At 59.3% G+C, this 23345-nt stretch carries 23 protein-coding genes and 1 tRNA gene; 10 read left to right on the forward strand and 14 right to left on the reverse strand.

Annotation, left to right across the window (positions count from 1 at the left end; genetic code table 11):
- Positions 1-157 precede the first annotated feature (157 nt).
- Genes J7394_RS17260 through J7394_RS17270 form a run of 3 tightly spaced genes read left to right on the forward strand, consistent with a single transcriptional unit; the run spans position 158 to position 4237 of the window.
- Positions 158-805, forward strand: coding sequence for an ABC transporter ATP-binding protein (locus J7394_RS17260; protein ID WP_209254834.1), 648 nt, complete (start codon positions 158-160; stop codon positions 803-805).
- A complete protein-coding gene (locus tag J7394_RS17265) occupies positions 802-3207 on the forward strand; it encodes an FtsX-like permease family protein (protein ID WP_209254835.1) in 2406 nt (801 codons plus the stop codon). Before J7394_RS17260 ends, J7394_RS17265 begins: the two co-directional genes overlap by 4 nt.
- Positions 3197-4237 (forward strand): lipocalin-like domain-containing protein, encoded by a 1041-nt coding sequence (locus J7394_RS17270; RefSeq protein ID WP_209254838.1) that lies wholly within the window; start codon positions 3197-3199, stop codon positions 4235-4237. The genes J7394_RS17265 and J7394_RS17270 overlap by 11 nt, the downstream gene beginning before the upstream one ends.
- Position 4238: 1 nt before the next feature.
- Here the strand turns inward: J7394_RS17270 and J7394_RS17275 are convergent, their stop codons facing one another.
- The 4 genes from J7394_RS17275 to J7394_RS17290 all read right to left on the reverse strand — a co-directional run bounded on the left by J7394_RS17275 (position 4239) and on the right by J7394_RS17290 (position 8853).
- Entirely contained in the window at positions 4239-4670 is a 432-nt protein-coding gene (locus tag J7394_RS17275; RefSeq protein WP_209254846.1) for a universal stress protein, read from the reverse strand.
- Positions 4667-7279 (reverse strand): TRAP transporter permease, encoded by a 2613-nt coding sequence (locus J7394_RS17280; protein ID WP_209254848.1) that lies wholly within the window; start codon positions 7277-7279, stop codon positions 4667-4669. The genes J7394_RS17275 and J7394_RS17280 overlap by 4 nt, the downstream gene beginning before the upstream one ends.
- Positions 7280-7381: 102 nt before the next feature.
- Positions 7382-8350 carry a TAXI family TRAP transporter solute-binding subunit gene (locus tag J7394_RS17285; protein WP_209254850.1) on the reverse strand — a complete coding sequence of 323 codons (969 nt, stop codon included), beginning with the start codon at positions 8348-8350 and terminating at the stop codon, positions 7382-7384.
- A gap of 417 nt (positions 8351-8767) precedes the next feature.
- Positions 8768-8853: transfer RNA gene (locus J7394_RS17290), tRNA-Leu, on the reverse strand.
- Between the two features lie 145 nt (positions 8854-8998).
- On the opposite strand from J7394_RS17290, the gene J7394_RS17295 reads away from it, so the two are divergent.
- Together J7394_RS17295 and J7394_RS17300 are read left to right on the forward strand one after the other, a co-directional pair.
- Positions 8999-9577, forward strand: coding sequence for a YqaA family protein (locus tag J7394_RS17295; protein ID WP_170373645.1), 579 nt, complete (start codon positions 8999-9001; stop codon positions 9575-9577).
- Complete coding sequence (locus tag J7394_RS17300) at positions 9574-10041, forward strand: disulfide bond formation protein B (protein WP_209254852.1); 468 nt, start codon at positions 9574-9576, stop codon at positions 10039-10041. The genes J7394_RS17295 and J7394_RS17300 overlap by 4 nt, the downstream gene beginning before the upstream one ends.
- On the opposite strand, the gene J7394_RS17305 is transcribed toward J7394_RS17300, so the two are convergent.
- Entirely contained in the window at positions 10038-10625 is a 588-nt protein-coding gene (locus J7394_RS17305; protein ID WP_170458136.1) for an HNH endonuclease, read from the reverse strand. The genes J7394_RS17300 and J7394_RS17305 overlap by 4 nt on opposite strands.
- Positions 10626-10838: 213 nt before the next feature.
- On the opposite strand from J7394_RS17305, the gene J7394_RS17310 reads away from it, so the two are divergent.
- Together J7394_RS17310 and J7394_RS17315 are read left to right on the forward strand one after the other, a co-directional pair.
- A complete protein-coding gene (locus tag J7394_RS17310) occupies positions 10839-11444 on the forward strand; it encodes an rRNA large subunit pseudouridine synthase E (RefSeq protein WP_209254854.1) in 606 nt (201 codons plus the stop codon).
- Positions 11445-11476: 32 nt separating this feature from the next.
- Positions 11477-11902: a VOC family protein gene (locus tag J7394_RS17315; protein ID WP_209254861.1), complete on the forward strand. Its 426-nt coding sequence runs from the start codon at positions 11477-11479 to the stop codon at positions 11900-11902.
- A 5-nt stretch (positions 11903-11907) separates the two neighbouring features.
- On the opposite strand, the gene J7394_RS17320 is transcribed toward J7394_RS17315, so the two are convergent.
- Genes J7394_RS17320 through J7394_RS17335 form a run of 4 tightly spaced genes read right to left on the reverse strand, consistent with a single transcriptional unit; the run spans position 11908 to position 14004 of the window.
- The gene (locus J7394_RS17320) at positions 11908-12210 is read right to left on the reverse strand and encodes a putative quinol monooxygenase (RefSeq protein WP_209254863.1); all 303 of its coding nucleotides are present in this window, start codon (positions 12208-12210) and stop codon (positions 11908-11910) included.
- On the reverse strand, positions 12204-12707 hold the full coding sequence (locus J7394_RS17325; RefSeq protein ID WP_371812065.1) for an N-acetyltransferase family protein: 504 nt from the start codon (positions 12705-12707) through the stop codon (positions 12204-12206). Before J7394_RS17325 ends, J7394_RS17320 begins: the two co-directional genes overlap by 7 nt.
- Positions 12708-12709: 2 nt before the next feature.
- Positions 12710-13375 carry an alpha/beta hydrolase gene (locus tag J7394_RS17330; protein ID WP_209254871.1) on the reverse strand — a complete coding sequence of 222 codons (666 nt, stop codon included), beginning with the start codon at positions 13373-13375 and terminating at the stop codon, positions 12710-12712.
- Complete coding sequence (locus J7394_RS17335) at positions 13372-14004, reverse strand: DNA-3-methyladenine glycosylase (RefSeq protein WP_209254873.1); 633 nt, start codon at positions 14002-14004, stop codon at positions 13372-13374. Before J7394_RS17335 ends, J7394_RS17330 begins: the two co-directional genes overlap by 4 nt.
- A gap of 97 nt (positions 14005-14101) precedes the next feature.
- Here J7394_RS17335 and J7394_RS17340 point away from each other — a divergent pair, with 97 nt between their 5' ends.
- A complete protein-coding gene (locus tag J7394_RS17340; RefSeq protein ID WP_209254875.1) occupies positions 14102-15328 on the forward strand; it encodes an MFS transporter in 1227 nt (408 codons plus the stop codon).
- On the opposite strand, the gene J7394_RS17345 is transcribed toward J7394_RS17340, so the two are convergent.
- The 3 genes from J7394_RS17345 to cysS all read right to left on the reverse strand — a co-directional run bounded on the left by J7394_RS17345 (position 15329) and on the right by cysS (position 19419).
- Positions 15329-16111, reverse strand: coding sequence for a squalene/phytoene synthase family protein (locus J7394_RS17345; protein ID WP_209254877.1), 783 nt, complete (start codon positions 16109-16111; stop codon positions 15329-15331).
- A complete protein-coding gene (cimA, locus tag J7394_RS17350; protein ID WP_209254880.1) occupies positions 16108-17742 on the reverse strand; it encodes a citramalate synthase in 1635 nt (544 codons plus the stop codon). Before cimA ends, J7394_RS17345 begins: the two co-directional genes overlap by 4 nt.
- Before the next feature lie 69 nt (positions 17743-17811).
- Positions 17812-19419: a cysteine--tRNA ligase gene (cysS, locus tag J7394_RS17355; RefSeq protein ID WP_209254888.1), complete on the reverse strand. Its 1608-nt coding sequence runs from the start codon at positions 19417-19419 to the stop codon at positions 17812-17814.
- Between the two features lie 206 nt (positions 19420-19625).
- On the opposite strand from cysS, the gene J7394_RS17360 reads away from it, so the two are divergent.
- Positions 19626-19970 carry an MmcQ/YjbR family DNA-binding protein gene (locus J7394_RS17360; protein WP_209254890.1) on the forward strand — a complete coding sequence of 115 codons (345 nt, stop codon included), beginning with the start codon at positions 19626-19628 and terminating at the stop codon, positions 19968-19970.
- Positions 19971-20027: 57 nt separating this feature from the next.
- Positions 20028-21215: a pyridoxal phosphate-dependent aminotransferase gene (locus tag J7394_RS17365; RefSeq protein ID WP_209254892.1), complete on the forward strand. Its 1188-nt coding sequence runs from the start codon at positions 20028-20030 to the stop codon at positions 21213-21215.
- Positions 21216-21221: 6 nt separating this feature from the next.
- Here the strand turns inward: J7394_RS17365 and J7394_RS17370 are convergent, their stop codons facing one another.
- Positions 21222-21740, reverse strand: coding sequence for an outer membrane protein (locus J7394_RS17370; RefSeq protein ID WP_209254895.1), 519 nt, complete (start codon positions 21738-21740; stop codon positions 21222-21224).
- A 256-nt stretch (positions 21741-21996) separates the two neighbouring features.
- Complete coding sequence (locus tag J7394_RS17375; RefSeq protein ID WP_209254896.1) at positions 21997-23331, reverse strand: sigma-54 dependent transcriptional regulator; 1335 nt, start codon at positions 23329-23331, stop codon at positions 21997-21999.
- Positions 23332-23345 lie beyond the last annotated feature (14 nt).

Here is a 23345-nt window from a genome sequence, read left to right on the forward strand (position 1 = left end):
TTTTACGTCCTGAATCAAGCTGCTGTACAGTCGTCTCAGCATGACCTTTGCGGCCCGCAAGCACAAGGGCACACGCTGATGTCACGCATGAATACCCAGTCGGCACTGGACAGCGGATCAAACAGTTGCACATCTAGGACAAAAAGCGAGGCGGATCATGCTGTTGTCGATTGAACATGTTCACAAGACCTATCCCGGTGGACGGCCTGTGCTGCAGGATGTTTCGCTGTCGCTGGACCACGGCCAAACCTTGGCGCTGACCGGTGAAAGCGGCAGTGGCAAATCCACCCTGTTGAACCTCTCGGCCGCGTTGGATCATTTCGACGCTGGAGAGATCACGTTGGACGGTATTGCTCTGTCGGGTCTGGATGATTCCGGGCGCGCCGGGTTGCGGCGGAAACACGTCTCACTGGTGTTTCAGCAGTTCAACCTGATCCCATCGCTGACGGTCGCCCAGAACCTGTCCTTCCACGCGCGGTTGGCCGGGTGCCACGATCCAGATTGGGAGGCGCATCTGGCCGATCGCCTCGGTCTCAGCGATCTTCTGTCCCGCTTCCCCGAGCGTGTGTCCGGCGGTCAACAACAACGCGTCGCCATCGGGCGCGCAATGGCCGTTAGGCCGAAGCTGCTGCTCGCGGATGAGCCGACGGGCAATCTGGATGAAACCGCCAGTGCGGCCGTTCTGGATCTGATGCTGTCCCTCGTGACTGAGTCAGGTACCGCGCTGCTATTGGTGACGCATTCGCAAGATATCGCAGGCCAACTGGATCGCAGAGTTCATCTGGCAGGCGGGCGTATTCAATGACGGCTGCCATAATACAGGCGCTGACGTCTCATTGGCGAAGCCATTGGTTGCAGCTTGCAACGCTTCTAATTGGGATCGCTTTGGCAACCGGGCTTTGGTCGGCCGTTCAGGCGATCAACGCCGAGGCCCGCGCCAGCTACGCCCGGGCCAATGCGCAGCTTGCCTTGGGTCAATTCGATGAGCTGCGCGACCCTTCGGGCGCGATCCCGCTGACCCACTATGCCGACCTGCGCCGCGCCGGTTGGCAGGTCGCAGCGGTGCTTGAGGGGCCCTATCGCATCCAAGGCCGAACGCTGCGCGTATTAGGCGTCGACATGGTCGCCTATCCGGCCCTGCCTGCGATCACCGAGGCTGAGGCCGAAACGGATCCCGCTGATATCCTGACGGCACCGGGCCGCTTGCTCGCCTCGGCTGAGTTGGCCACCCTGCTGCAGGCGCAAGCCGATCTGCCGCCGGTCCTGATCACGACCGAGCTTCCACCCGACGTCATCCTGACGGACATTGGAGTTGCTGAAACCTTGCTGGACGCACCCGGCCAAATCTCTCGCCTTGTGGTTCTACCGAACCAACCTCGCTCGGTCCCTCCACTGTCGGAAATCGCACCTGATTTGGAGCGGATCAGCCCCGCCTCACAAGTCGATACTGCGCAGCTGACCGACAGCTTCCACTTGAATCTGACCGCGTTTGGAATGCTGTCCTTTGCCGTGGGGCTATTCATCGTCAACGGCACAGTCGGTTTGGCTTTTGCGCAGCGTCGCGGCATGATCCGAACGTTGCGGGCGCTTGGTGTCTCGATGCGGCGGCTGGTCTGGTTGATCCTGGCTGAACTTACCCTGCTGGCCCTGATTGGAGGCATCATCGGCCTGATCCTGGGCTTCTTCCTCGCCGGAGCGCTTTTACCAGATGTGGCCGCCACATTGCGCGGTCTTTATGGCGCACCTGTTACCGGGCAATTGACCCTCCAACCCGCATGGGCGTTGGCCGGACTAGGAATGGCGCTCGGAGGCACCCTGATCGCCAGCGCACAAGCCCTTTGGCGTTTGTCACGCATGCCGTTATTGGCAGGTCCGAGCGTGCAGGCCTGGCGCGGCAGCGGGCAAGGTCAAAGGCTGGCGGCCTACTGCGGCTTGGCACTACTTGTCTTCGGGGGTCTCGCCTACACCACGGTGGGAGGCCTCCTCGGCGGTTTCGCACTATTAGCCGGCCTGTTGACGGGGGCGGCCTTGCTGTTACCACTTTGCCTGTCCATCGCACTAAACCTCTGCGCCCGTCGCGCCCGCGGCCCGGTTACGCAATGGGTCTGGGCCGACATGCGCGCGCAACTTCCCGGTCTGTCTCTCGCCCTGATGGCGCTGCTGCTGGCCTTGGCGGCGAATATCGGCGTGGGAACCATGGTCTCCAGCTTCCGCCTCACCTTTGTCGGTTGGCTGGATCAACGACTGACCTCCGAGCTGTACCTGACCGCTGAGAGCGACCAACAAGGGCGTGAGATCACCCAATGGCTAGAGCCGCAAGTCACCGCAATCCTCCCCATCCGCAATGTGGAACTGGCGCATGAAACCGGGCCGTTGTTCCTGTATGGCGTGGTCGATGACCCGACCTACCGCCAGTATTGGCCACTGATCGCGCGCACCGATGACAGTTGGGATCAGGTCATGTCGGGGGATGCGGTTTTGATAAACGAACAGCTTGCGCGCCGCGCCGACCTCTGGCCCGGTGACGTGCTGCGCCTTGGCCCAAACCACCAGCTGCCGGTCGCAGGGGTTTATTCAGACTACGGAAACCCGACCGGACAGGCGATCGTTTCGATGATGCAACTGGACCTGATCGCACCGGGGCAAGAGGCGCGCCGGTTCGGCATTCGGCTCGACCCAAACCGCGCGACCGAGTTGGCGCAGACCCTGCGCGAGCGGTTCGGTCTTGCGCCTCAGGCCGTCGTTCAACAGGCCGCGATGAAGGCGCAATCGCGCGCGATTTTTGAGAAGACATTTGTGGTGACGTCCGCCCTGAATGTCCTGACACTTGGGGTCGCCGGATTTGCCATCCTCACCAGCCTCCTGACGCTCTGGACGCAGCGACTGCCCCAGATTGCTCCTGTTTGGGCGCTTGGGCTAGACCGCGCGCAATTGGCGCGGTTGGAGCTGTCGCGCAGCGCTATTCTGGCCGCGATGACGGCTTGCCTTGCGCTGCCACTCGGGCTGATCCTCGCCTGGGTGCTGCTGGCGGTTATCAATGTCGAGGCCTTCGGCTGGCGGCTGCCCATGTATGTCTTCCCATGGGACTGGCTGGTTCTCTTCCTGCTGACCCTCGTTGCCGCGCTGGCTGCAGCCGCCCTGCCCGCCCTGCGTCTGCTACGGCTGCCACCCGCCGACTTGCTGAGAGTATTTGCCAATGAACGTTAAGGCCCTTTTGATAGCCCTGCTGCTTCTCTTCCCCTTTGGCGCGTTGGCCCAAGGCTATGCCGGGCTTGGGGGTTCTGCTGAAGGATTCGAAACCCCTCAGCGCGACTATACGTTCGATTTCCCAGCAGATCACGGCCCTCATCCTGCGTATCGGATCGAATGGTGGTATTTGACGGCCAACCTGAAGGGCGAAGACGGGAAAGACTATGGCATTCAATGGACCTTGTTCCGATCAGCCCTGAAACCCTTTGAAACCGAAGGCTGGCAGAGCCCTCAGATCTGGATGGGCCATGCGGCCGTCACCACGCCCGAACGCCATTTCTTTGCGGAACGCTTGTCGCGCGGCGGCGTGGGTCAAGCCGGTGTCGTCGCCGAACCATTCGCGGCGTGGATTGACGAATGGCGGATGAGTGGGCCTGACTTTGATACTCTGTCCCTAACGGCTCATGGCTTGGATTTTGGCTATGACCTTGCGCTGAACGCTCAAGGGCCGTTGGTCTTTCATGGGGACGCTGGCTATTCGGTGAAATCCGCCGACGGACAGGCAAGCTACTACTACTCACAACCGTTCTACGCTGTGGAAGGCACATTGCATCTGCCGGACCGGGACGTCACGGTCACCGGTCAGGCGTGGTTGGATCGCGAGTGGTCCTCGCAGCCATTGGCCGAGGATCAGAGCGGGTGGGATTGGTTCTCGCTCAGCTTTGACACCGGCGAGAAGCTGATGGGTTTTCGCCTGCGTGGCGATCGTCAGGACTATACGGCAGCCACTTGGATCAATGCAGATGGCAGCACGCGGGCGTTGCCCGACGGGTCGGCCTCCTTCACGCCGCTTGAAACCGCACCGGTTGCCGGGCGCGACGTGCCGATACGCTGGAACGTCGCACTCCCAGAATATGACTTGGACGTTGAGGTCGAAGCCTTGATCCCCGATGCGTGGATGGGAACGCGATTTGAGTATTGGGAAGGCCCTGTCACCGTCTCAGGTAGCCACGCAGGGCGCGGCTATCTGGAGATGACCGGATACTGATCTACCGCACGACGTAGACCGAGACATTTGCATGCCGCACTACGCGAGCGGCGTTGGGCCCCAGAAGATAGTCCTTCAAATCCGGCTTGTGCGCCCCGATGACGATCAGGTCCGATCCCGCACTTTCTGCGGTTTTCAGGATCTCCTGATAGGCGGTCCCGGTGGCGACGACATGCCGAACAGACGCGTTACGCTCAGCGCCCAAGGTCGCCACGCATAACTCGGTCAACTCAGCCTGCGCCTGTTCCAACGCCTTTTCGTGATGGTCGGCTTCGAAAAACCCCGAGACCCAGCTTTCACCGTAGTCCGGCAGGACGGTCACCACATCCAATTGCGCGCCGTCCATATCGGCAAGGGCAGCCGCTTTCTTAAGCACAGGGCTGTCCAGTTCACCGTTACTGATATCTACGGCGCAGAGAACCGATTGTGTCATGCCGCCACCTCTTCTTGTCTGGCGGCCCGGCCGCGTTGCAGGAAGGCGATCAGGCCCAACAAGAGCATCGCCGGAATATAGATCAGCTGTTTCGGAGGCTGACCGGACGGCAGGCTGACCGAGCTCAGACGCACCGCGTCATCGCCGTAGTAGTCGAATATGCCAAGCTCATCCGCGACGGGCGACCCGAATAGAGGCTCTTCGAGCTTGACCAGTCCGTCCTCTTCCAACAGCAGCAGGCCCATGGCGTCAACGCGCGCGGCACCGCCCTCTTCGTCGCCGACAGTCACGACAACGGTGGTGTCCGTCATCTCGAGCGTGTCGAAGTCAGGACCGCTGACAACAACGCGGACCTCGGTGCCCGGAGGCGTTTCTCCGATGGTTTCCACGAAGGCGGCTGGCTCGACCGAGCTAAAGGGTGGCGAGATCCGGTCCATGAAGAAGTCTGGCCGGAACAGCGCAAAGGCCACCGCGATCAGAGCAACGCTTTCGTAGATGCGGTTATGGGTGAGGAAAAAACCCATGGTGCCCGCCGTGAAGACCAAAATCGCGATCGTCGCGAATATGGCGACGGTGATCCCTTCGACCCATGTCACATCGATCAGCAGCAGGTCTGTGTTGAAGATGAACACAAACGGCAGCGCGACGGTCCGCAGGCTGTAGAAGAAGGCCGTGAAGCCGGTACGGATCGCATCACCACCAGACACGGCGGCGGCCGCAAAGCTCGCCAACCCGACCGGAGGCGTCACGTCCGCCATGATCCCGAAGTAGAACACGAACAGGTGTACCGCGATCAGCGGCACGATCAGCCCGCTCTGCGCGCCCAGTTCAACAACCACACCAGCCATCAGAGAGCTGACGACGATGTAGTTCGCCGTGGTCGGCAGGCCCATACCGAGGATCAGGCTGAGGATACCAACCATCACCAGCATCAGGATCAGGTTGCCGCCCGACAGGAATTCGACCAGATCGGCCATCACCTGGCCCACACCGGTCAGGGTCACGGTGCCCACGATCACGCCCGCCGTGGCCGTGGCCAAGGCGATCCCGATCATGTTGCGCGCGCCGTCGATCAGGCCCTGCCAGAGGTCGGCAACACCGTCGATGAAACGGTTGTAGACCTCGCTCTCGCCCCGGAAGATCGCCTTGAGCGGCTTCTGCGTCAGAAGGATCACGAACAGCAGCGCCGTTGCCCAGAAGGCGGAGAGACCCGGCGATTTCTGCTCGATCATCAGGAAGTAAACCAGCACGATGATCGGCAGCAGATAGTGCAGACCGGCCTTGTAGATGTCCGCGATGACGGGCAGTTCGACCTCTTTGGCGTTGGGATCATCCGGCTCAAGATCCGGGACCTGCGCAGCAAGATAAAGCAGCGCCACATAGACCGCACAGACGATCAGGCTCAGCACCATGCCAGCGGCGGTTGGCACCATGCTGGTGACCGCTTCGACCGGGTATTGCGAGCCATAGCATAGGCCAGCAAAGACGATGAAGAAGGACAGCATCCCGACCACGGTCCGCGCGAGGTGAACCTCACGGTTGCCCAGTGTCGGCATGTTCCGCTTAACGGCTTCCAGATGCACGATATAGACCAGCGCGATGTAAGAGATCGCGGCCGGCAGGAAGGCATGAGTGATGACCTCAACGTAGGAAATACCCACATATTCCACCATCAGGAAGGCCGCTGCCCCCATGACGGGTGGCATGATCTGGCCGTTCACGGATGAGGCAACCTCGACCGAGCCCGCCTGCTCACTGGAGAAGCCGACGCGCTTCATCAGCGGAATGGTGAAAGTACCGGTGGTCACCACGTTTGCAATCGACGAACCCGAGATAAGCCCGGTCGCCGCAGACCCTACAACGGCCGCCTTGGCTGGGCCACCGCGCAGGTGGCCGAGGGCGCCGAAGGCCATCTTGATAAAGTAATTCCCTGCCCCGGCTTTATCGAGCAACGCCCCAAATAGCACGAACAGGAAGACGAATTTCGTCGAGACACCAAGCGCGATGCCGAACACGCCCTCGGACGTGATCCACATATGGCTCATAGCTTTTTTAAGACTCGCGCCTTTCCAGCGGATCACCTCAGGCACCCATTCGGACGAGCCGAAGAAGACATAGGCAAGGAAGATCGTCGCGATGATCGCCATGGCCGGGCCAAGCGCACGACGCGCGGCCTCGAACAGCAACAGCAACCCACCCAACGCGACCCATTTATCGGTGTCGTCCGCCAGACCGCCTGCATTCACGATCTTGTCGTAGAAAAAGTAGCCGTAGAGCGCCACAAACGCGCCCAGCAGCCCCATAATCCAGTCCTGCACGGGGATATAGTTCCGAGGGCTGGATTTCAGCGCCGGATAGGCAGCAAAAGCCAAGAACATCGCAAAGGCCAGGTGGATCTGGCGCGAGTTGTTGACCACGCTGCCAGGCAAAACGACGTTTGAAATTGGCGAGGCCAAAACGACCTGAAACACCGACCAAAGCGCGGCGACAATCGCCAGAAAGATCCCGACACTACCGACCGGGTTACGACCGCCCGCGTCGGAGGAGGCAACAAGCTCCTGCAGCTCTTCTTCGGATAGCGGTCGGTTGGATTGCGTGTCGGAACTCATATAAATGTCTCCCCGTCATGTGGCCTTTTTGGCCTTATTTTTGCCCGTTGGATCCGGGCTTGGGTTGCAGGGCGCCCGTGGGCACCCTGCGTCAGGTCTGGTTTACTGAATCCAGCCTTTTTCTTTGTAGTACTTCTCGGCACCCGGGTGCAGCGGGGCCGACAGGCCATCCGCGATCATCTCTTCGGGCTGCAGGTTTGCAAAAGCGGGGTGCAGCTTTTTGAAATCGTCGAAGTTCTCGAAGACCGAGCTGACAACGGCATACACAGCGTCGTCCGACACATCTGCCGAGGTGACAAAAGTCGCGCCAACACCGAAGGTGGTGGTGTCACCGTCCGAGCCACGGTACATGCCACCCGGAATGGTCGCAGTACGGTAGTACGAGTTGCCGTCGATCAGGCCGTCAATCGCGTCGCCAGTGACGTTCACCAGAACGGAATCGCACGCGGTGGTCGCTTCCTGGATCGAACCCGACGGGTGACCAACAGTGTAGATCATCGCGTCGATCTGGTTGTCGCACAGAGCCGCCGACTGTTCGGCCGCTTTCAACTCGGACGCCAGTTCGAAGTCGTCCAGAGTCCAGCCCATGGCTTCCAGAACAACGTCCATGGTGCCGCGCTGACCGGAACCGGGGTTGCCGATGTTCACGCGCTTGCCTTTGAGGTCTTCAAAGCTGGCGATGCCGGAATCAGCACGGGCCACAACGGTGAACGGCTCGGGGTGGACCGAGAACACTGCACGCAGATTTTCGAACGCACCGGCGTCTTCAAACTTCGATGTGCCGTTATACGCGTGGTACTGCCAGTCGGACTGGGCCACACCAAACTCCAGCTCACCCTCGCGGATGGTGTTGATGTTGTAGACCGAGCCGCCGGTCGATTCGACCGAGCAACGTACGCCGTGTTCCTTGCGCCCTTTGTTGACCAGACGGCAGATTGCGCCACCGGTGGGATAGTACACGCCGGTTACGCCTCCTGTACCGATGGTGATGAACTCTTCCGCATAGGCGGCAGGTGCCATCATTGCAGCGGTCACAAACGCGCCGAGGCTAAGCTTGCTGCTGTTTTTCATTTAAGAACTCCCATTATTTTTTAACTTGGGCGGGAAAAGGCTGACGCCTCCCTTTCGGGACCCGGATTGGGGCCCGCGTTGAGGATTGTGCCGATAGGTCAGATCAATCCGCATTGCAACAGGGCCAGCTGTATAGATTTTCCGATATCTCCCAACAGGTCCGAGGTTTCATTCAGATACGCTGAAAGTCAAGGCCAGCCCGTCAACAGAACGCCTCTCGCGTCAGATATGAGGTTGTTTTCAAATCTTTCCCCATCGCGCGGCAGTTTCTGAGCCATTGGCCCCGCATCGCGACAAAACGCATTTTATTCAGAGGATCGCGAGTTTAATGCCTGACTAAGGTGCACATGCGTCTCAAGACATCACCTGAAAAAGAAAAAACAGAGAGCAGGTTCCCCTAACCCTCTGTTTTTACTTTGGTACCCAAGGCCGGACTCGAACCGGCACGGTATCACTACCGGGGGATTTTGAATCCCCTGCGTCTACCATTCCGCCACTTGGGCCACGGACACTGGATTAGCGCCCCTGACTGGGAAGGTCCAGAGGCAAAAACACACTGCCCCGTCGATTGTTGGCCGCACGGCAGTTGACCCTCCCGCACACCCGTGGTTTGCCTGTCGCGACCCAAGACGCGACTGTGAGAGTGTGATGCTGCGATCCCTGTATGACTGGACCATTCGGCTGGCCGAGCACCCTCATGCCCTATGGGCGCTGGCCGTCGTGGCCTTTATCGAAAGCTCATTCTTTCCGATCCCGCCGGATGTCCTGATGATCCCGATGATTCTGGCGCGCCCCTCGAAAGCGTGGCTGATTGCAGGCGTGGCCTTGGTGGCTTCGGTTCTGGGCGGCATGCTCGGCTATGCGATTGGTGCTTTTGCATATGAAAGCATCGGACAACCCATTCTCGAATCCATGGGCAAGGCTGATGCAATGGAAGAGTTCAACACCCGCTTTAACGATTTCGGCTTCTGGGCGGTGCTGGCTGCCGGTGTGACCCCCTTCCCTTACAAGGTGATCACCATCATGTCCGGCTGGACCGGCATGCCGCTGGGCACCTTCATCGCAACATCCATTCTGGCGCGTGCGTTGCGGTTCTTCCTTGTGGCAGGCCTGCTGTGGAAGTTCGGTGAGCCGATCCGGGACTTCATCGAAAAGCGCCTCGGGCTTATGTTCACCCTGTTCATCATCCTGCTGTTTGGTGGCTTTCTAGCGGTTAAATATCTATGACAAAACGATCGACTTACGTGATCCTCGCAGCCGGAGGGTCGGCGGCCCTGTTGTTGGGTGCATGGGGGTTTCAACATATTGGCGGTCTCGCCCCCTGCAAAATGTGCATTTGGCAACGCTATCCCCATGTTGTTGCAGTCGTAATCGGCGCTTTGGCCTTGATGCTACCAAAACTCAACCCGCTGCCGCTGATCGGAGCCTTGGCCGCGATAATCACAGCCGGAATTGGCTTTTTCCACGCGGGTGTCGAGCAAGGATGGTGGGAAGGCCCCTCAACCTGCACCTCCGGCGACATCGGAGGGTTGTCGGCAGAAGAGCTGATGAACCAGATCATGGCAGCCCCGCTGGTGCGATGCGATGAGATTCCGTGGGAAATGTTTGGTCTGTCCATGGCCGGATGGAACGCAGCCATATCTGCGGTTCTGGTTCTGCTCTGGCTGGCCGCGTGGCGGGCGAAGGCTTAAGCCTCGTCCAGTTCCGCGTCCCAATAGAGGAAGTCGATCCAGCTGTCATGCAGGTGGTTCGGCGGGAATTTCCGTCCAATATTGCGCAAGGCCTCCGCATCGGGCTGACGCGGTGGTTTGCGCAGGTTCATGCCTGCCTGACGCAGCGACTTGGAACCTTTGCGCAGGTTACATGGGCTGCACGCGGCAACCACGTTCTGCCAGCTCGTTACCCCTCCGGCGGCGCGCGGCACCACATGGTCAAAGGTCAGGTTGTCCCGGCTTCCGCAATACTGGCAGCGGAATTCATCCCTCAGAAATAAATTAAAGCGCGTGAAGGCCACGCGCTTTCTGGGTTTTACATAGTCTTTGAGGACAACCACCGACGGTATTCGGATCTCGGTGCTCGGGCTGCGGACCACTTCGTCATATTCAGCCACGATGTCGACCCTGTCCAACCAGGCCGCCTTGACCGCCTCCTGCCACGGCCACAGAGACAAGGGATAGTAGGATAAAGGGCGGTAATCGGCATTCAAAACCAAGGCCGGATGCTGTTTGAGCATACCCGGTTCTCTTACAAAATCGGTCCTGAAGTCTCCGTCCATCACAGAATCGCTCCTCGCTCTCAGCTGCCCGTTTGTGACACCAGAGCGGAGAGCACCCGCTCCGGCCTTAAGATAACTATATATCGTGTTAAAACTCTGACAAGCCCTGAGTTTCCACAATATGTCGCCGACTGGGTAAGCCGAATCCGTAACAGACAGATGACAGTTATCCACAGGTTGCACACAGCGTGTTTTGCAGGCTATGGCGGAGGTATGAGCTGGTTCATTCGATTCAACAAACCCTTTGACGTGCTGCCACAGTTCACCGACCGCGCAAACGCCGAGTCGCCGCGCAGCACCCTGTCGGATTTCATCGATCTGCCCGGCGTCTATCCCGCCGGTCGGTTGGACCGTGACAGCGAAGGGCTGATCTTGCTGACCGACAATGGCAAGCTGCAGGCGCAGATATCAGACCCAAAACACAAGATGGCGAAAACCTATTGGGTGCAGGTCGAAGGCGAGCCGGACATGGCGGCCCTCAAGGCCCTGCGCGACGGTGTCGAGTTGAAGGAAGGCCTGACCCGCCCCGCCAAAGTACGCCAGATTGATGAGCCCGAAGACCTCTGGCCCCGTACGCCTCCGATACGAGAACGCAAGACCGTGCCGGACAGTTGGATCGAGCTGACGATTCGCGAGGGCAAGAACAGGCAGGTGCGCCGGATGACAGCGGCTGTTGGCTTGCCGACCCTGCGTTTGATCCGCTATCGCATCGGGGATTGGACGCTTGAAGGGCTCAGGACGGGTCAGTGGGACAGCCTGCCGACGCCGCAGATACAGGCTACGGCTCAGCGCAAACGGGATCGACGCCCCCGACGGTGACAGACCAAGCGGGCCGGGCTAAACTGAACTGCATGAAGGTGACACCCGAGATACCGGCCCCCTCTGCCATCTTGGAAGCGGCGCTTTATGTCGATGATCTGGACGCCGCCGAACGGTTCTACGGTGAGGTTCTGGGGCTGGAAAAGATACAGCGCATTGAGGACCGCCACGTGTTCTTTCGGGTCGGAGCCTCTGTTCTGCTGATATTCAATCCTGAAAAGACCCAGCAGTCACCTCTGAACGCAGACCTGCCTGTCCCTCCGCACGGCGCGCTTGGGCCGGGGCATGTGTGCCTCGTCCTGACGCGGGATGAGATGGCTGCAATGCGAAAGCATCTGCTGGATTGGAACGTCCCCCTGGATGCCGAGTTCGATTGGCCAAACGGCGCGCGGTCCCTTTACGTGCGCGATCCTGCCGGGAATTCAGTCGAATTTGCCGAAGGGCACCTTTGGGCCTGAAATCGTCAGCGCAAAGGCTGCTTTTCCCCACCCACAACGCGATAGATCTCGCTTGAGACTACACCGACCTCAGCCAATATGGCTTGGAACGCCGTCATATGCGGGGCGGCGAAATGCGCCTCTAGCGACGCTTGATCCTGCCATTCCTCATAGACTCGGAAAAGGTTCGCATGGCCCAGAACCCGGCTGAACTCATAGATCACGCAGCCTGGTTCTTTCACGGTTTCCGCGACCATCACCCTTGCAGCCTCAGCCGCCTTGTCCACGTGATCGGCCGAGACTTCGACGGTTCCAGTGACAATCAACATGCGTTGCCCTTTCCAAGATCAAAGCGTTTCGAAATTCGATTGACCGGTGTGCCATCCCGCAGTGGGCGGCCATAGTCCACAGAATAGTCTTCGAACCCCATTTTTCCGTAGTAGCCAAGGCCCGGCGCATTGTCCGCGCGTATGGTGGCGTTGATCGCCTTGAACCCCAAGGCCGCCGCAGTTTTCGAGGTTTCTTGAAACAACGAACGCCCTGCGCCGCGCAACGGAGGATTGCGCCGGGTGAAGGTGGCTACATCTGCGCAATCCTCGGGCAGTGCATCATGGGTGCCCAACCACTGAAATCCGGCCACCGCGCCTTGGTCGTCCAAAGCGACGTGGCAGCAGATCTTATCGACCCCGGTCAGATAGCTTTCTGCAAACAACGCCTCCGAAAACGGAATTTCATGTGCGGTTGTCCCACCCGCCGCGATGATATCGTTGAGGATGCGGCAGGCGTCGGCCACATCCTCGGGCATCATGGGGCGAACCGCAATCACAGCTACAGGCTCAGCTTGTCGCGCATGAAGGCCAGCGCCACGCTCAGGCCGTCCGGCGCGATGCCGTGGCCGGTGCCGTTCATGACATGGGCGTAGATCTCTTTGAAATCCGCCGCTTGCAGGGCCTCGGCCGCCTCAGGCAAAGACTGCGGAGGCACCACGTCATCGGCATCACCATGGACCAGCAGGATCGGCATCCGGCTGACGGTTTCATCCGGCAACAAATCAGGTTCCAGCAAACGGCCCGAAAAGGCGACGATCCCAGCGACCGGGTCCTCACGGCGCGGGGCGACGTGCAGGCTCATCATCGTGCCTTGGCTGAACCCGAACAGTACGACCTGCTCGGGCAGTACGTCTTCGTCCACCATCAGCGCGTCGAGGAAGGCGTTGAAGTCGTCGCTTGCCATCTCCATGCCGCGCCGCGCTTCTTCCTCGGACGAGCCGTCGATCCACGGGATTGGGAACCACTGAAACCCGTTCGGCATTCCGGGAATCTGCTCCGGCGCATCGGGGGCTACGAACAGCGTGTCGGGCAAATGCTCGCCCAGCGGGTCGGCAAGGCCCAACAGATCGGCCCCGTTCGCCCCATAGCCGTGTACGAACACCACGACCGAGCGTGTGTCGCCCGAAACCGGCTCTTTCCTGAGCGCGTTCAAAACCCGTGTCATCTGATCCCTTCTCTTTGCTTGGCCACCCGGTAATAGGCCCACAAAACCCGCGCCGCAACCGACCGCCACGGAGACCAGGCCTCTGCCATCTGCCTGAGTTCCTTGTCCGTTGGACGTTTGGGTAGATCATAGAGAACGCGCGCAGCCTCTTGCAGGGCCAGATCGCCCGGAGCGATCACATCCGCGCGGCCCAGTGAAAACATGGCGTAGATCTCGGCTGTCCAGACACCGATGCCGGACACTTCGGTCAGGGTCGAGATGACCTCTACATCAGGCGCGTCGCGTAACGCCTTGTAATCAATGCGTGCTTCGGCCAATGCACGGGCATAGCGGATCTTCTGGCGGCTTAGCCCGACGGCCCTCAAATCCTCATTAGTCGCCCACATGATCTTGCGCGGGCCGGTCAGTTTCGCCTCCTGCATCCGTTTCCAGATCGCATTGGCTGAAGCCACGCTGACCTGCTGGCTGACGATTGCGCTCAACAATTGCGCAAAACCATCCGGTTTACGACGCAGAGGCAGCGGCCCCGTCTGTTCCATCGCATAGGCCATACGCGGACAGGATTGGGCCAGCCACTCGGCCCCTTCGGACACACAGGCGTTGGTTTCGATGATGCGTCCGACGGACATGTGCGCTCCGGTGTTTTGGGTCACTTGCACGTTAGGGCGCTTTGCCGCGTATGCAACCCGCTTGTGCAAGCCGCAGATCGCCGATACGCATGGCGTCATGACTGTGATTTCAGAGACACCGAACGACCATCAGGCCAAGCGCAACGTTGCAGTCCTTGTGGCCGCGCAAGCTGTTCTGGGTGCACAGATGCCGATGATGTTCATTGTCGGAGGGCTGGCCGGCCAATCGCTGGCGACAAACGCCTGCCTTGCGACGCTGCCCATATCGCTCATCGTTTTGGGATCGATGCTGGCGGCCACGCCTATCTCTGCGATCATGCAACGCTGGGGCCGCCGCGCCGGGTTTCTGGTCGGAACAACCGCCGGTGCGCTTGGCGGTTTGATCGGAGCATATGGTCTGTATCTGGGCTCTTTCCCGGTTTTCCTGATCGGTAGCCTGCTGACCGGCATCTACATGAGCGCGCACGGATTTTACCGTTTTGCGGCGGCTGACACAGCAACGGACGCGTTCCGGCCCAAAGCGATTTCCTATGTGATGGCGGGTGGTTTGGTTGCCGCACTTTTGGGGCGTCAGATCGTAGTTATGACCTCAACCGCGTACGTCATACCATTTCTTGGCACGTACATTGCAGTTATTGCGCTAAACGTCATTGGCTCAGCCCTGTTTTTCTTTCTCAACATTCCTAAACCCGAAAAACCCAAGGAAGATGCACCCAAAGGTCGGACCCGACTTGAAATGCTAAAAACCCCACGCATCGCCGTCGCCGTTATCTGCGCAATGGTGTCCTACGCCTTGATGAACCTCGTGATGACCTCGACACCTTTAGCCGTCATGGGATGTGGGTTTGGTATTGAAGACGCTTCAAATGTAGTTATGGCCCACGTGTTCGCCATGTATGTCCCTAGCTTCTTCACCGGTCATATGATTGCCCGTTTCGGAGTCGAAAAGACCGTGGCACTCGGCCTTTTCATTCTGGGTGGCGCAGGCTTGGTCGCACTGCAGGGCATTGAGCTTGAAAACTTTTTCTTTGCCCTGATTCTGCTGGGGATCGGTTGGAATTTCGGATTTATCGGTGCAACTACCATGTTGACAGAGTCTCACGACGTCAGCGAGCGTGGCCGGATGCAGGGCATGAACGACCTTCTGGTGTTTGGCGGAGTGACCTTTGCCTCGCTGGCCTCGGGTGGGTTGATGAACTGTTCGGGTGGGTCACCGGTCGAAGGGTGGACGGCTGTGAACCTTGCCATGGTCCCCCTGCTCACACTGGCCGGAGGCGCACTGTTGTGGCTGGTCATGCGCCCGGCCGAGCCGGACACCGCCTGATCACCAACGGCCCGTGCTGGCGGTCCACATCAGAGATAACCTGCGCCCGATTTCCCCCTGCGCCAGATCCCCGCGCGCGACCCGCGCGGGATTGGCCAGAACCTTCCGCAAAACCCACTCAGCCTGCCATCCGGCATAGAGCGCTGGGCGAGCGGCGCGGGAAACCTCAGATCGCCTGCTGCGTGCGGACTTCAACCGCCTCAGCGCAGTGTCTGCCAACGCGCGTACTCCGTCTTCAGTGCCGTCGAGCAGTGGAATCCGCCCTCGGGCCTCCAGTTCCGGAATGGCCCGAAACCAATTCGCGACGCCGACCGCATAGCCGAAATCTCGCAAAACGCCCTCATCCGCAGCCCCGAGGGATTGCGCAGCAACTACCATCAATGTGCCAGCGCTTTGGTCGATGTAGTTCTCGAAATGCTCAGTATCTTCAAACGGATCTCGATAGATATCCCACCGCCTGACAGCCACATATTCATCCAGCAAACCGGCCAGATGTGGCGACAACACGCGGGACAGAGGGGTCACCACCTCATGCCGCCGCACCTGTTGCCCTTCGGCAATTTCCTGCAGCGCATCACGCCACCATTGCAGGCGCATTTCGGCAATCATCGCCTCTTGCGTAACCCAGGGCGCGCGCGCGATTTCGGCATTCAGCGCATAGATCGGAAACAGAACGGCCCGCGCTTCGACGGGGGACGCCATGGTGGCAAGAAACCGGTCCGGATCGGCCTTTTGTACAAGGGCCGCGCAAGCCTTTACGTCGTCGTCAAAGACGGCAGTCACTCGGCCGCCGCTTTCCGATGCCCACTATCGCGGACTAGTTTCCACTGGATCGCCTCCAGCAGCGCTTCGAACGAGGCGTCGACTATGTTGGCACTTACACCTACGGTCGACCAATGCCGCCCCTGCCCGTCTTCGCTGTCGATGATGACGCGCGTGACTGCCTCGGTCCCGCCTTGGGTGATCCGCACCTTGAAATCGACCAGACGCATATCCGACAGCACCTGCGAATACTGCCCCAGGTCCTTTGCCAGCGCCTTGGAGAGCGCGTTCACCGGCCCTCGGTCGCTGCCTTGATCATCCACCGATTCACTGACCGAGAGCTTCTTTTCACCGTCCACTTTCACTACAACCACGGCCTCGGATAGGCTAACCATCTTGTTGTACTTGTTCTTGCGGCGTTCAACAGTGACCTTGTAGCGCTTGACCTCAAAGAACTCGGGCATCTGCCCCAACTCATCACGCGCCAGCAGTTCGAAACTCGCCTGAGCGGTGTCGTAGGAATACCCCTCAGCCTCGCGCTGTTTGATCCGATCGAGGATACGGCCAAGGGCGGGATCGCCCTTTTCAACCATCAGGCCCGCGTCGGTCAGCCGTTTGCGCAGGTTCGATTGTCCGGCCTGGTTCGACATCGGGATGATCCGCGTGTTCCCCACCGTCGCCGGGTCGATATGTTCGTAGGTCGATGGGTCCTTGAGGATCGCACTCGCATGCAGCCCCGCCTTGTGCGCAAAGGCCGAGGCCCCAACGTAAGCCGCTTGCTTGCTGGGCACCCGGTTCAGGATATCGTCCAACATCCGGCTCACCCGCGTCAGACCGGCCAGCGCCTGCGGATTGACACCAATCTCGAACCCCGAGGCATAGGGCTTTTTCAACAGCAAGGTCGGAATCAGAGAGGTCAGGTTGGCATTGCCACAGCGCTCTCCTAACCCGTTGAGAGTTCCCTGAATCTGGCGCGCACCCGCATCAACTGCGGCCAGTGAACAGGCCACCGCGTTTTCAGTGTCGTTATGGGTGTGAATACCCAGCCGATCCCCCGGCAGGCCTGCGGCGATCAACTCGGACACAATACGCCCAACCTCGGATGGCAAAGCACCGCCATTCGTGTCACACAACACCACCCAACGCGCGCCCGCGTCCAAAGCGGCCCGGCAGACCTCGGTCGCATAGGCCGGGTTGTCTTTGTAGCCGTCAAAGAAATGCTCCGCGTCGAACAGCGCCTCACGCCCCTGCGCCACAAGATGCGCGACCGAGGCGCGGACGTTCTCGATATTCTCCTCAAGCGAAATGCCAAGCGCATGGGTCACGTGGTAGTCATGCGATTTGCCCACCAAACAAACGGCCTGTGTCCCGGCATTCATAACGGCCGCCAGCACATCGTCATTCTCGGCCGACCTTCCGGAGCGCTTGGTCATCCCAAAAGCCGTCAACCGGGCCGAGGTCTTCGGAGCAACCTCGAAAAACGCGCTGTCCGTGGGGTTCGCACCGGGCCAACCGCCTTCGATATAGTCCACCCCCAGCGCATCCAAAGCCTGTGCGATCTGCACTTTCTCTGCCGTCGAGAACTGCACACCCTGCGTCTGCTGCCCGTCGCGCAGGGTCGTGTCATAGAGATAGAGGCGTTCCTTGGTCATCAGTCTGGCTCTTTGGCTTGATCGCGATCGCCCGTCGCTTCCCGTTAACAGGCGCTCTCTTTAAGTCTCTCAGGTCTCAGCGTCGATCTCTTCGTAGTGTTTTTCTAGTCCAGCACGATGAAGTTTCATACGCTCCAGTATTGACACCCAATGATCTGCTTTCGTTTTGGAAGTGACTTCATTCGAAATCGAACCAGTACTGGTCCTAATGACATTTACTCTTGCGAGTTTGGGGAGTAACTCCCAGTCATAGCCATCCGGTGTATCATTGACGGTAAAGCCGAAATAGGGAAGGTCTGTGTCCCGCATTTGATCTGTCCATTGAAACAAAAGACTACCCAATTCCTTGTTCCCACTTTTCATGCAAGCTTTTGCTTTTGCTCTGAACTTAGAACGCAGAATCATCCAATTTTCGATCTCATCGGCGAAGAACGATTTGTCCAAGCTTTCCTCATGATCAAACCAAGTCCCCAATTTAGGCGTTAAAAGCCCGAGGACCCGCCCGCTGGCCAGCAGAGCAGCCGCATCTCCATCCGCAGCCAAACGGTGCAGTTCGGCGATGGCACCCGCCGTGTTCAGGTCATCCGCCAGCGCCTCGATGACCGAGGGGGCCGCGGTGGCGGCGGGCTCGATGCCCGCTGTCAGCGCCCGCCACTTGCGCAAGGTGGCTTCAGCTTCACGTGCCTTCTTCTCGGTCCAGTCCATCGGCTTGCGATAGTGGGTCTGAAGGAAAACAAAGCGGATCACCTCACCGGGGACACCCTGTTCCAGCAAGTCATGCACAGTGAAGAAGTTGCCCAGCGATTTGGACATCTTCTTGCCTTCGACCTGCAGCATCTCGTTGTGCATCCAGACGCGTGCAAACTCACCCTCCGGATGGGCACAGCAGCTTTGAGCGATCTCATTCTCATGATGCGGGAACATCAGATCATTGCCACCGCCGTGAATATCAAAACTCGCGCCCAGCAACTCATAGCTCATGGCCGAGCATTCAATATGCCACCCCGGACGGCCCCGACCCCAAGGCGAGTCCCACCCCGGGAGTTCATCGGTCGAGGGCTTCCACAGCACAAAATCCATCGGGTTCTTTTTGTAAGGTGCAACCTCAACCCGTGCGCCGGCAATCATGTCATCGACCGAGCGACCGGAAAGCTTGCCATACCCCGATTTCCAGCTCTCGACAGCAAACAGCACATGCCCTTCGGCAGCATAGGCATGACCCTTCGCGATCAACCCTTTGATCATTTCGATCATCTGCGCGATATACTCGGTCGCGCGCGGCATTGCTTTTTCGCAATTTTCTCCGCGTATAGATGGTTTCAACGTACCAAGCTTGCCCATGTCATGCAGATACCAGCCGATAGTCTCATCGGAGCGTTCCTGCACCAACTGCTCCAACGGCCCCTGGGCCCCGGCCTGTTTGCGGGCCAAAGCAGTCGCGTTGATCTTGTCATCCACGTCGGTGAAATTGCGCACATAGGTCACCTGATCCGTGCCATAGACATGGCGCAGCAACCGATAGAGCACATCAAAAACCACCACGGGCCGCGCATTGCCCAGATGGGCCCGATCATAGACGGTGGGTCCACAGACATACATCCGCACGTTGTCGGAATCGATCGGAACGAAATCTTCCTTCGTCCGCGTCCGTGTATTGTGCAGCTTGATTGTCGTCATCACTCGGGCTCCTAAAGCTTGCGCGTTGGCGCGGGCTTAGCAACTTGTCTCAGGGATGAAAACGAAAGAAACCGGCCCGCGTGAGAATTCAGCAGGTAATGCAGCAAATAATGGTGCAGATCATCCGGTTCATTTGCTCGGCATATCATGCGTCATGCGCCAAGCCAAGGCTTGAGTTCGCGCGTCTTCTCCAGCACTCTGCGCGCATGAGCAGGGATTTCGTCAACTCAATCTGCCGCGACCTGCCGGGGGCCGAATGGTCGGACCCCTGGGGCGGCGGGCATGATGCGTGGAAGGTCGGCGATAAGATGTTCGCCTGTATCGGGACCGCAAATGATGGCGTTTCGGTCAAAACACCCGATATCGAAACCGCACAGATGCTGATCGATGCGGGTGTCGGTGTGAAAGCCCCATATTTCCACCGCAGCTGGGTTCGCCTGCCTTTTGACGCGGATGAGGACGAAATGCGGTATCGCCTTGTCGCCTCTTACGATCTGGTGCGAGCATCGCTAACAAAAAAGGTTCAGGCCACCCTGCCCCAGCGAAGCTGATTGACAATCCCAGATCGCTCTGTCCCTGTCGGCACAAGGACAAACCGAGGCAAGACCATGAAACTGTCAGATCGCATCACGCAGATCACCGGAGGCGGTAGCGACGGGTGGGATGTGTTCTATCGCGCGCGCCGTATGGTCGCCGAAGGCCACGCCGTGACGCAGCTGACGATCGGTGAACATGACATCGGCACCGATGCCTCGATCCTGGATGCGATGAACCGCTCAGCCCGCGATGGTCACACCGGTTACGCCATGGTGCCCGGCACCGATCTGCTGCGCGACACGGTCGCCGCGCGGGTTCAGACCCGGACCGGAGTATCAACCACCCGAAACAATGTCCTGATCACTCCGGGCGGACAGGCGGGGTTGTTTGCGGCTCATATGGCTGTGTGCAACCCCGGCGATGTCGGGCTGTTCCTTGACCCCTACTACGCCACCTATCCCGGCACCATTCGCGGAACCGGCGCCGTGGCGCGGGCGGTTCAGACCTCGGCTGAAGATGCCTTTCAACCGCGTGCCGAACAAATCGAGGCCAAGGTCGATGGCGCTGTGTCATTGCTGATCAACACGCCGAACAACCCAACCGGAGTGGTTTATTCACCCGAGACACTCAGGGACATCGCTGAGCTGTGCCAGAGGCGCGACCTGTGGCTGATCTCGGATGAGGTTTACGACACACAGATATGGAATGGCGCGCATCTGTCTCCGCGTGCCCTGCCCGGTATGGCCGATCGCACTCTGGTCGTTGGGTCCATGTCGAAATCCCATGCCATGACCGGATCACGTTGCGGCTGGATTATTGGCCCGGAAGAGGTCATCAGCCACCTCATCAATCTCGCCACCCATACCACCTATGGCGTTCCGGGCTTCATTCAGGATGCCGCGAGCTTTGCCCTGAGCGTTGGCATAACGCTCGAAGATGAAATTGCAGCCCCCTTCCGCCGTCGCCGGGCCCGCGCGCTAGAGGTGCTGGCCGAACAGAATACCATCGGCCTCGTCCCCGCAGATGGCGCGATGTACCTGATGTTGGATATCCGCGCGACCGGTCTGACCGGTGAGGGGTTTGCAAATGCCCTTCTCGATAAACACGCGATTGCCGTTATGCCCGGAGAGAGCTTCGGTACAGCCGCTGCAGGACACGTCCGCGTTGCAATGACTGTCGATGACGATCGTTTCGAAACGGCTCTGAAGACGATCTGTGCCTTCGCATCCGAATTGGCAGGTCAGCAAGCTGCCGAATAAGGGCGCTTAGAACCGGAACGTTGTGCGAAGATTGAAGATATTCGTGTCCAACCCACCGCCCGAGCGGGTGACATCGTCAAAATCCTGCCGCAACGCTTCGCCACTGATGACGAAGTTGTCGCCGATGGGATAGGCAATGCCGATTCCATAAACCGCCGCTGTGTCATTCTCTTCCGAGGTTTCAACACGCGCAGCGCCGACCACGACATACCCCATTGCCGCGCCAAAATCATACCCGCCGCGAAACTTCAGCCGGGTTATACTGTCAACGCTGCCCTGATCCTGACCAAGGTTGAGGGACAGGCGGTTATACTCCAGCTCACCGCCCAGAACGAAGGCACCGAAATCGCGGTCATACCCGACATGAGGTCCGAAAACGGTATCGTTGCCACCCGCGCCACCAGACCCGTCCGCATCCGCGTAGCCAAAGCTGAACCCCGCATAGGCCCCCGTCCAGTCCTCAGCCGAGGCCGGGCTGGTTATCGCCATCGTCGCAGCGACAATAAGGGCCGAGAGGGGCTTCATACACGTCTCCAAATTAGGCGCATCGCCGGTTTTTTTGCGGACCAATCACCCGCGTATTTGAGTGTTTAACCTAGGAACGCCACTGCTAAATTCAAATCTGCGTCAACGATAAGTGAATGCAGTATAACAGATTTCCCCTATAACGGGTTAAAATCTCTTTAAGATACGTTCAAAAACCCAGCGCGAGCCTTTTCACCATAAAAAACGCCCCGACCACCTGAGTGATCGGAGCGTTGAATAAGCGCCTGCATGGTTCTTAAAGATAGTCGGACCGCTGCAGACCGTATTTGGCCATCTTCTCGTTCAACGTCCGGCGCGGCAGGCAAAGCTCATCCATCACCGACGCGATCGAACCCTTGTGGCGTCGCATGGTGTTGTCGATCAGCATCCTCTCGAACGCTTCCACGTATTCCTTCAGCGGTTTGCCCTCGGTGGTCATGACCGGCTGCATTTCCTCGTGATCGGACATCAGCAAGGACGCAATCGTCCCGGAACCACGCCGGGATTGCAGCACCGCGCGTTCGGCGATGTTGATCAACTGTCGCACATTGCCCGGCCACGGCGCCTGCAACAGCTGCGCCGCTTCCTGCGCGCTGACTTGCGGGGCGTCGCAGCCATATTCCTCGGCGAACTGCTCACTGAGGCGGGTAAACAGCGTCAGGATATCCTCACCGCGCTGTCGCAGCGGCGGCATTGTAATGCGCAGTGCGGCCAGGCGGTAGAACAGGTCCGGGCGCAGCACGTCCTCGGAGGTTTTACCCGCCTCTTGCAGGTTTGAGATCGCAACGATCCGCGTTTCCGCAGGGGTGCCCTGCTCGTTCATCACGCTCAGCAAGCGGGCCTGCAACGTGTCGCTCAACGCCTCGACATCTTCCAGAACCAGAGTCCCGCCACGCGCCTCTTCAATCGCGGGAAGCTGCGCATCCTCGGGTATCATCGGGCCGAACAGGCGTTTCGACAGCACTTCTTCCTCCAGCGCCGCGCAGGACACCAGAACGAATTTCTTACCCGCGCGGCTGCCGACCGCGTGCAGAGCATGCGCGACAAGCGTCTTGCCGGTACCCGTCTCTCCGTCGATCAGCACATGGCCGTCCGCCTGCCCCAGATCGAGGATATCTTCGCGCAAACGCTCCATCACCGGGCTGGCGCCAATCAGTTTGTTCATGATCTGCGTACCACCCGACAACTCGCGCCGCAGGGCCCGGTTGTCCAGCGTCAGACGCCGCGCGTTGCTGGCGCGTTTTGCCAGTTCCGACATGCGGTCTGGGTTGAAGGGCTTTTCAAGGAAATCAAAGGCGCCAACGCGCATCGCCTCAACCGCCATCGGCACATCGCCGTGACCGGTGATCATGATGACAGGCAGCGTGCTATCGGCCCCCATCAGCTTTTTCAGCAATTGAATGCCATCCATACCCGGCATCTTGATGTCCGAGATCACGATCCCCGGGTAATCCGGCCCCAGAACCTTGAGCGCATCTTCGGCGCTGGCAAAGGTTTCGGTGTCATATCCCGACAGCGCCAGCCATTGGCTGATCGACTGGCGCATGTCCTGTTCGTCATCAACAATGGCGATTTTCATGGCCTGTGCCATAGTATTCCCTCGTG

Source organism: Ruegeria sp. R13_0, from assembly GCF_017743995.1.
GTDB lineage: Bacteria > Pseudomonadota > Alphaproteobacteria > Rhodobacterales > Rhodobacteraceae > Ruegeria.

Bases quoted from the DNA above. Each gene is read 5' to 3' on its own strand.
- J7394_RS17295 (WP_170373645.1), top strand. From the start codon at position 8,999: ATGCTGCGATCCCTGTATGACTGGACCATTCGGCTGGCCGAGCACCCT.
- J7394_RS17270 (WP_209254838.1), top strand. From the start codon at position 3,197: ATGAACGTTAAGGCCCTTTTGATAGCCCTGCTGCTTCTCTTCCCCTTT.
- J7394_RS17305 (WP_170458136.1), bottom strand. From the start codon at position 10,625: ATGGACGGAGACTTCAGGACCGATTTTGTAAGAGAACCGGGTATGCTC.
- J7394_RS17285 (WP_209254850.1), bottom strand. From the start codon at position 8,350: ATGAAAAACAGCAGCAAGCTTAGCCTCGGCGCGTTTGTGACCGCTGCA.
- cimA (WP_209254880.1), bottom strand. From the start codon at position 17,742: ATGACCAAGGAACGCCTCTATCTCTATGACACGACCCTGCGCGACGGG.
- J7394_RS17365 (WP_209254892.1), top strand. From the start codon at position 20,028: ATGAAACTGTCAGATCGCATCACGCAGATCACCGGAGGCGGTAGCGAC.
- J7394_RS17370 (WP_209254895.1), bottom strand. From the start codon at position 21,740: ATGAAGCCCCTCTCGGCCCTTATTGTCGCTGCGACGATGGCGATAACC.
- J7394_RS17280 (WP_209254848.1), bottom strand. From the start codon at position 7,279: ATGAGTTCCGACACGCAATCCAACCGACCGCTATCCGAAGAAGAGCTG.
- J7394_RS17320 (WP_209254863.1), bottom strand. From the start codon at position 12,210: ATGTTGATTGTCACTGGAACCGTCGAAGTCTCGGCCGATCACGTGGAC.
- J7394_RS17360 (WP_209254890.1), top strand. From the start codon at position 19,626: ATGAGCAGGGATTTCGTCAACTCAATCTGCCGCGACCTGCCGGGGGCC.
- J7394_RS17300 (WP_209254852.1), top strand. From the start codon at position 9,574: ATGACAAAACGATCGACTTACGTGATCCTCGCAGCCGGAGGGTCGGCG.
- J7394_RS17375 (WP_209254896.1), bottom strand. From the start codon at position 23,331: ATGGCACAGGCCATGAAAATCGCCATTGTTGATGACGAACAGGACATG.
- J7394_RS17330 (WP_209254871.1), bottom strand. From the start codon at position 13,375: ATGACACGGGTTTTGAACGCGCTCAGGAAAGAGCCGGTTTCGGGCGAC.
- J7394_RS17315 (WP_209254861.1), top strand. From the start codon at position 11,477: ATGAAGGTGACACCCGAGATACCGGCCCCCTCTGCCATCTTGGAAGCG.
- J7394_RS17265 (WP_209254835.1), top strand. From the start codon at position 802: ATGACGGCTGCCATAATACAGGCGCTGACGTCTCATTGGCGAAGCCAT.
- J7394_RS17340 (WP_209254875.1), top strand. From the start codon at position 14,102: ATGACTGTGATTTCAGAGACACCGAACGACCATCAGGCCAAGCGCAAC.
- J7394_RS17260 (WP_209254834.1), top strand. From the start codon at position 158: ATGCTGTTGTCGATTGAACATGTTCACAAGACCTATCCCGGTGGACGG.
- cysS (WP_209254888.1), bottom strand. From the start codon at position 19,419: ATGACGACAATCAAGCTGCACAATACACGGACGCGGACGAAGGAAGAT.
- J7394_RS17310 (WP_209254854.1), top strand. From the start codon at position 10,839: ATGAGCTGGTTCATTCGATTCAACAAACCCTTTGACGTGCTGCCACAG.
- J7394_RS17275 (WP_209254846.1), bottom strand. From the start codon at position 4,670: ATGACACAATCGGTTCTCTGCGCCGTAGATATCAGTAACGGTGAACTG.
- J7394_RS17335 (WP_209254873.1), bottom strand. From the start codon at position 14,004: ATGTCCGTCGGACGCATCATCGAAACCAACGCCTGTGTGTCCGAAGGG.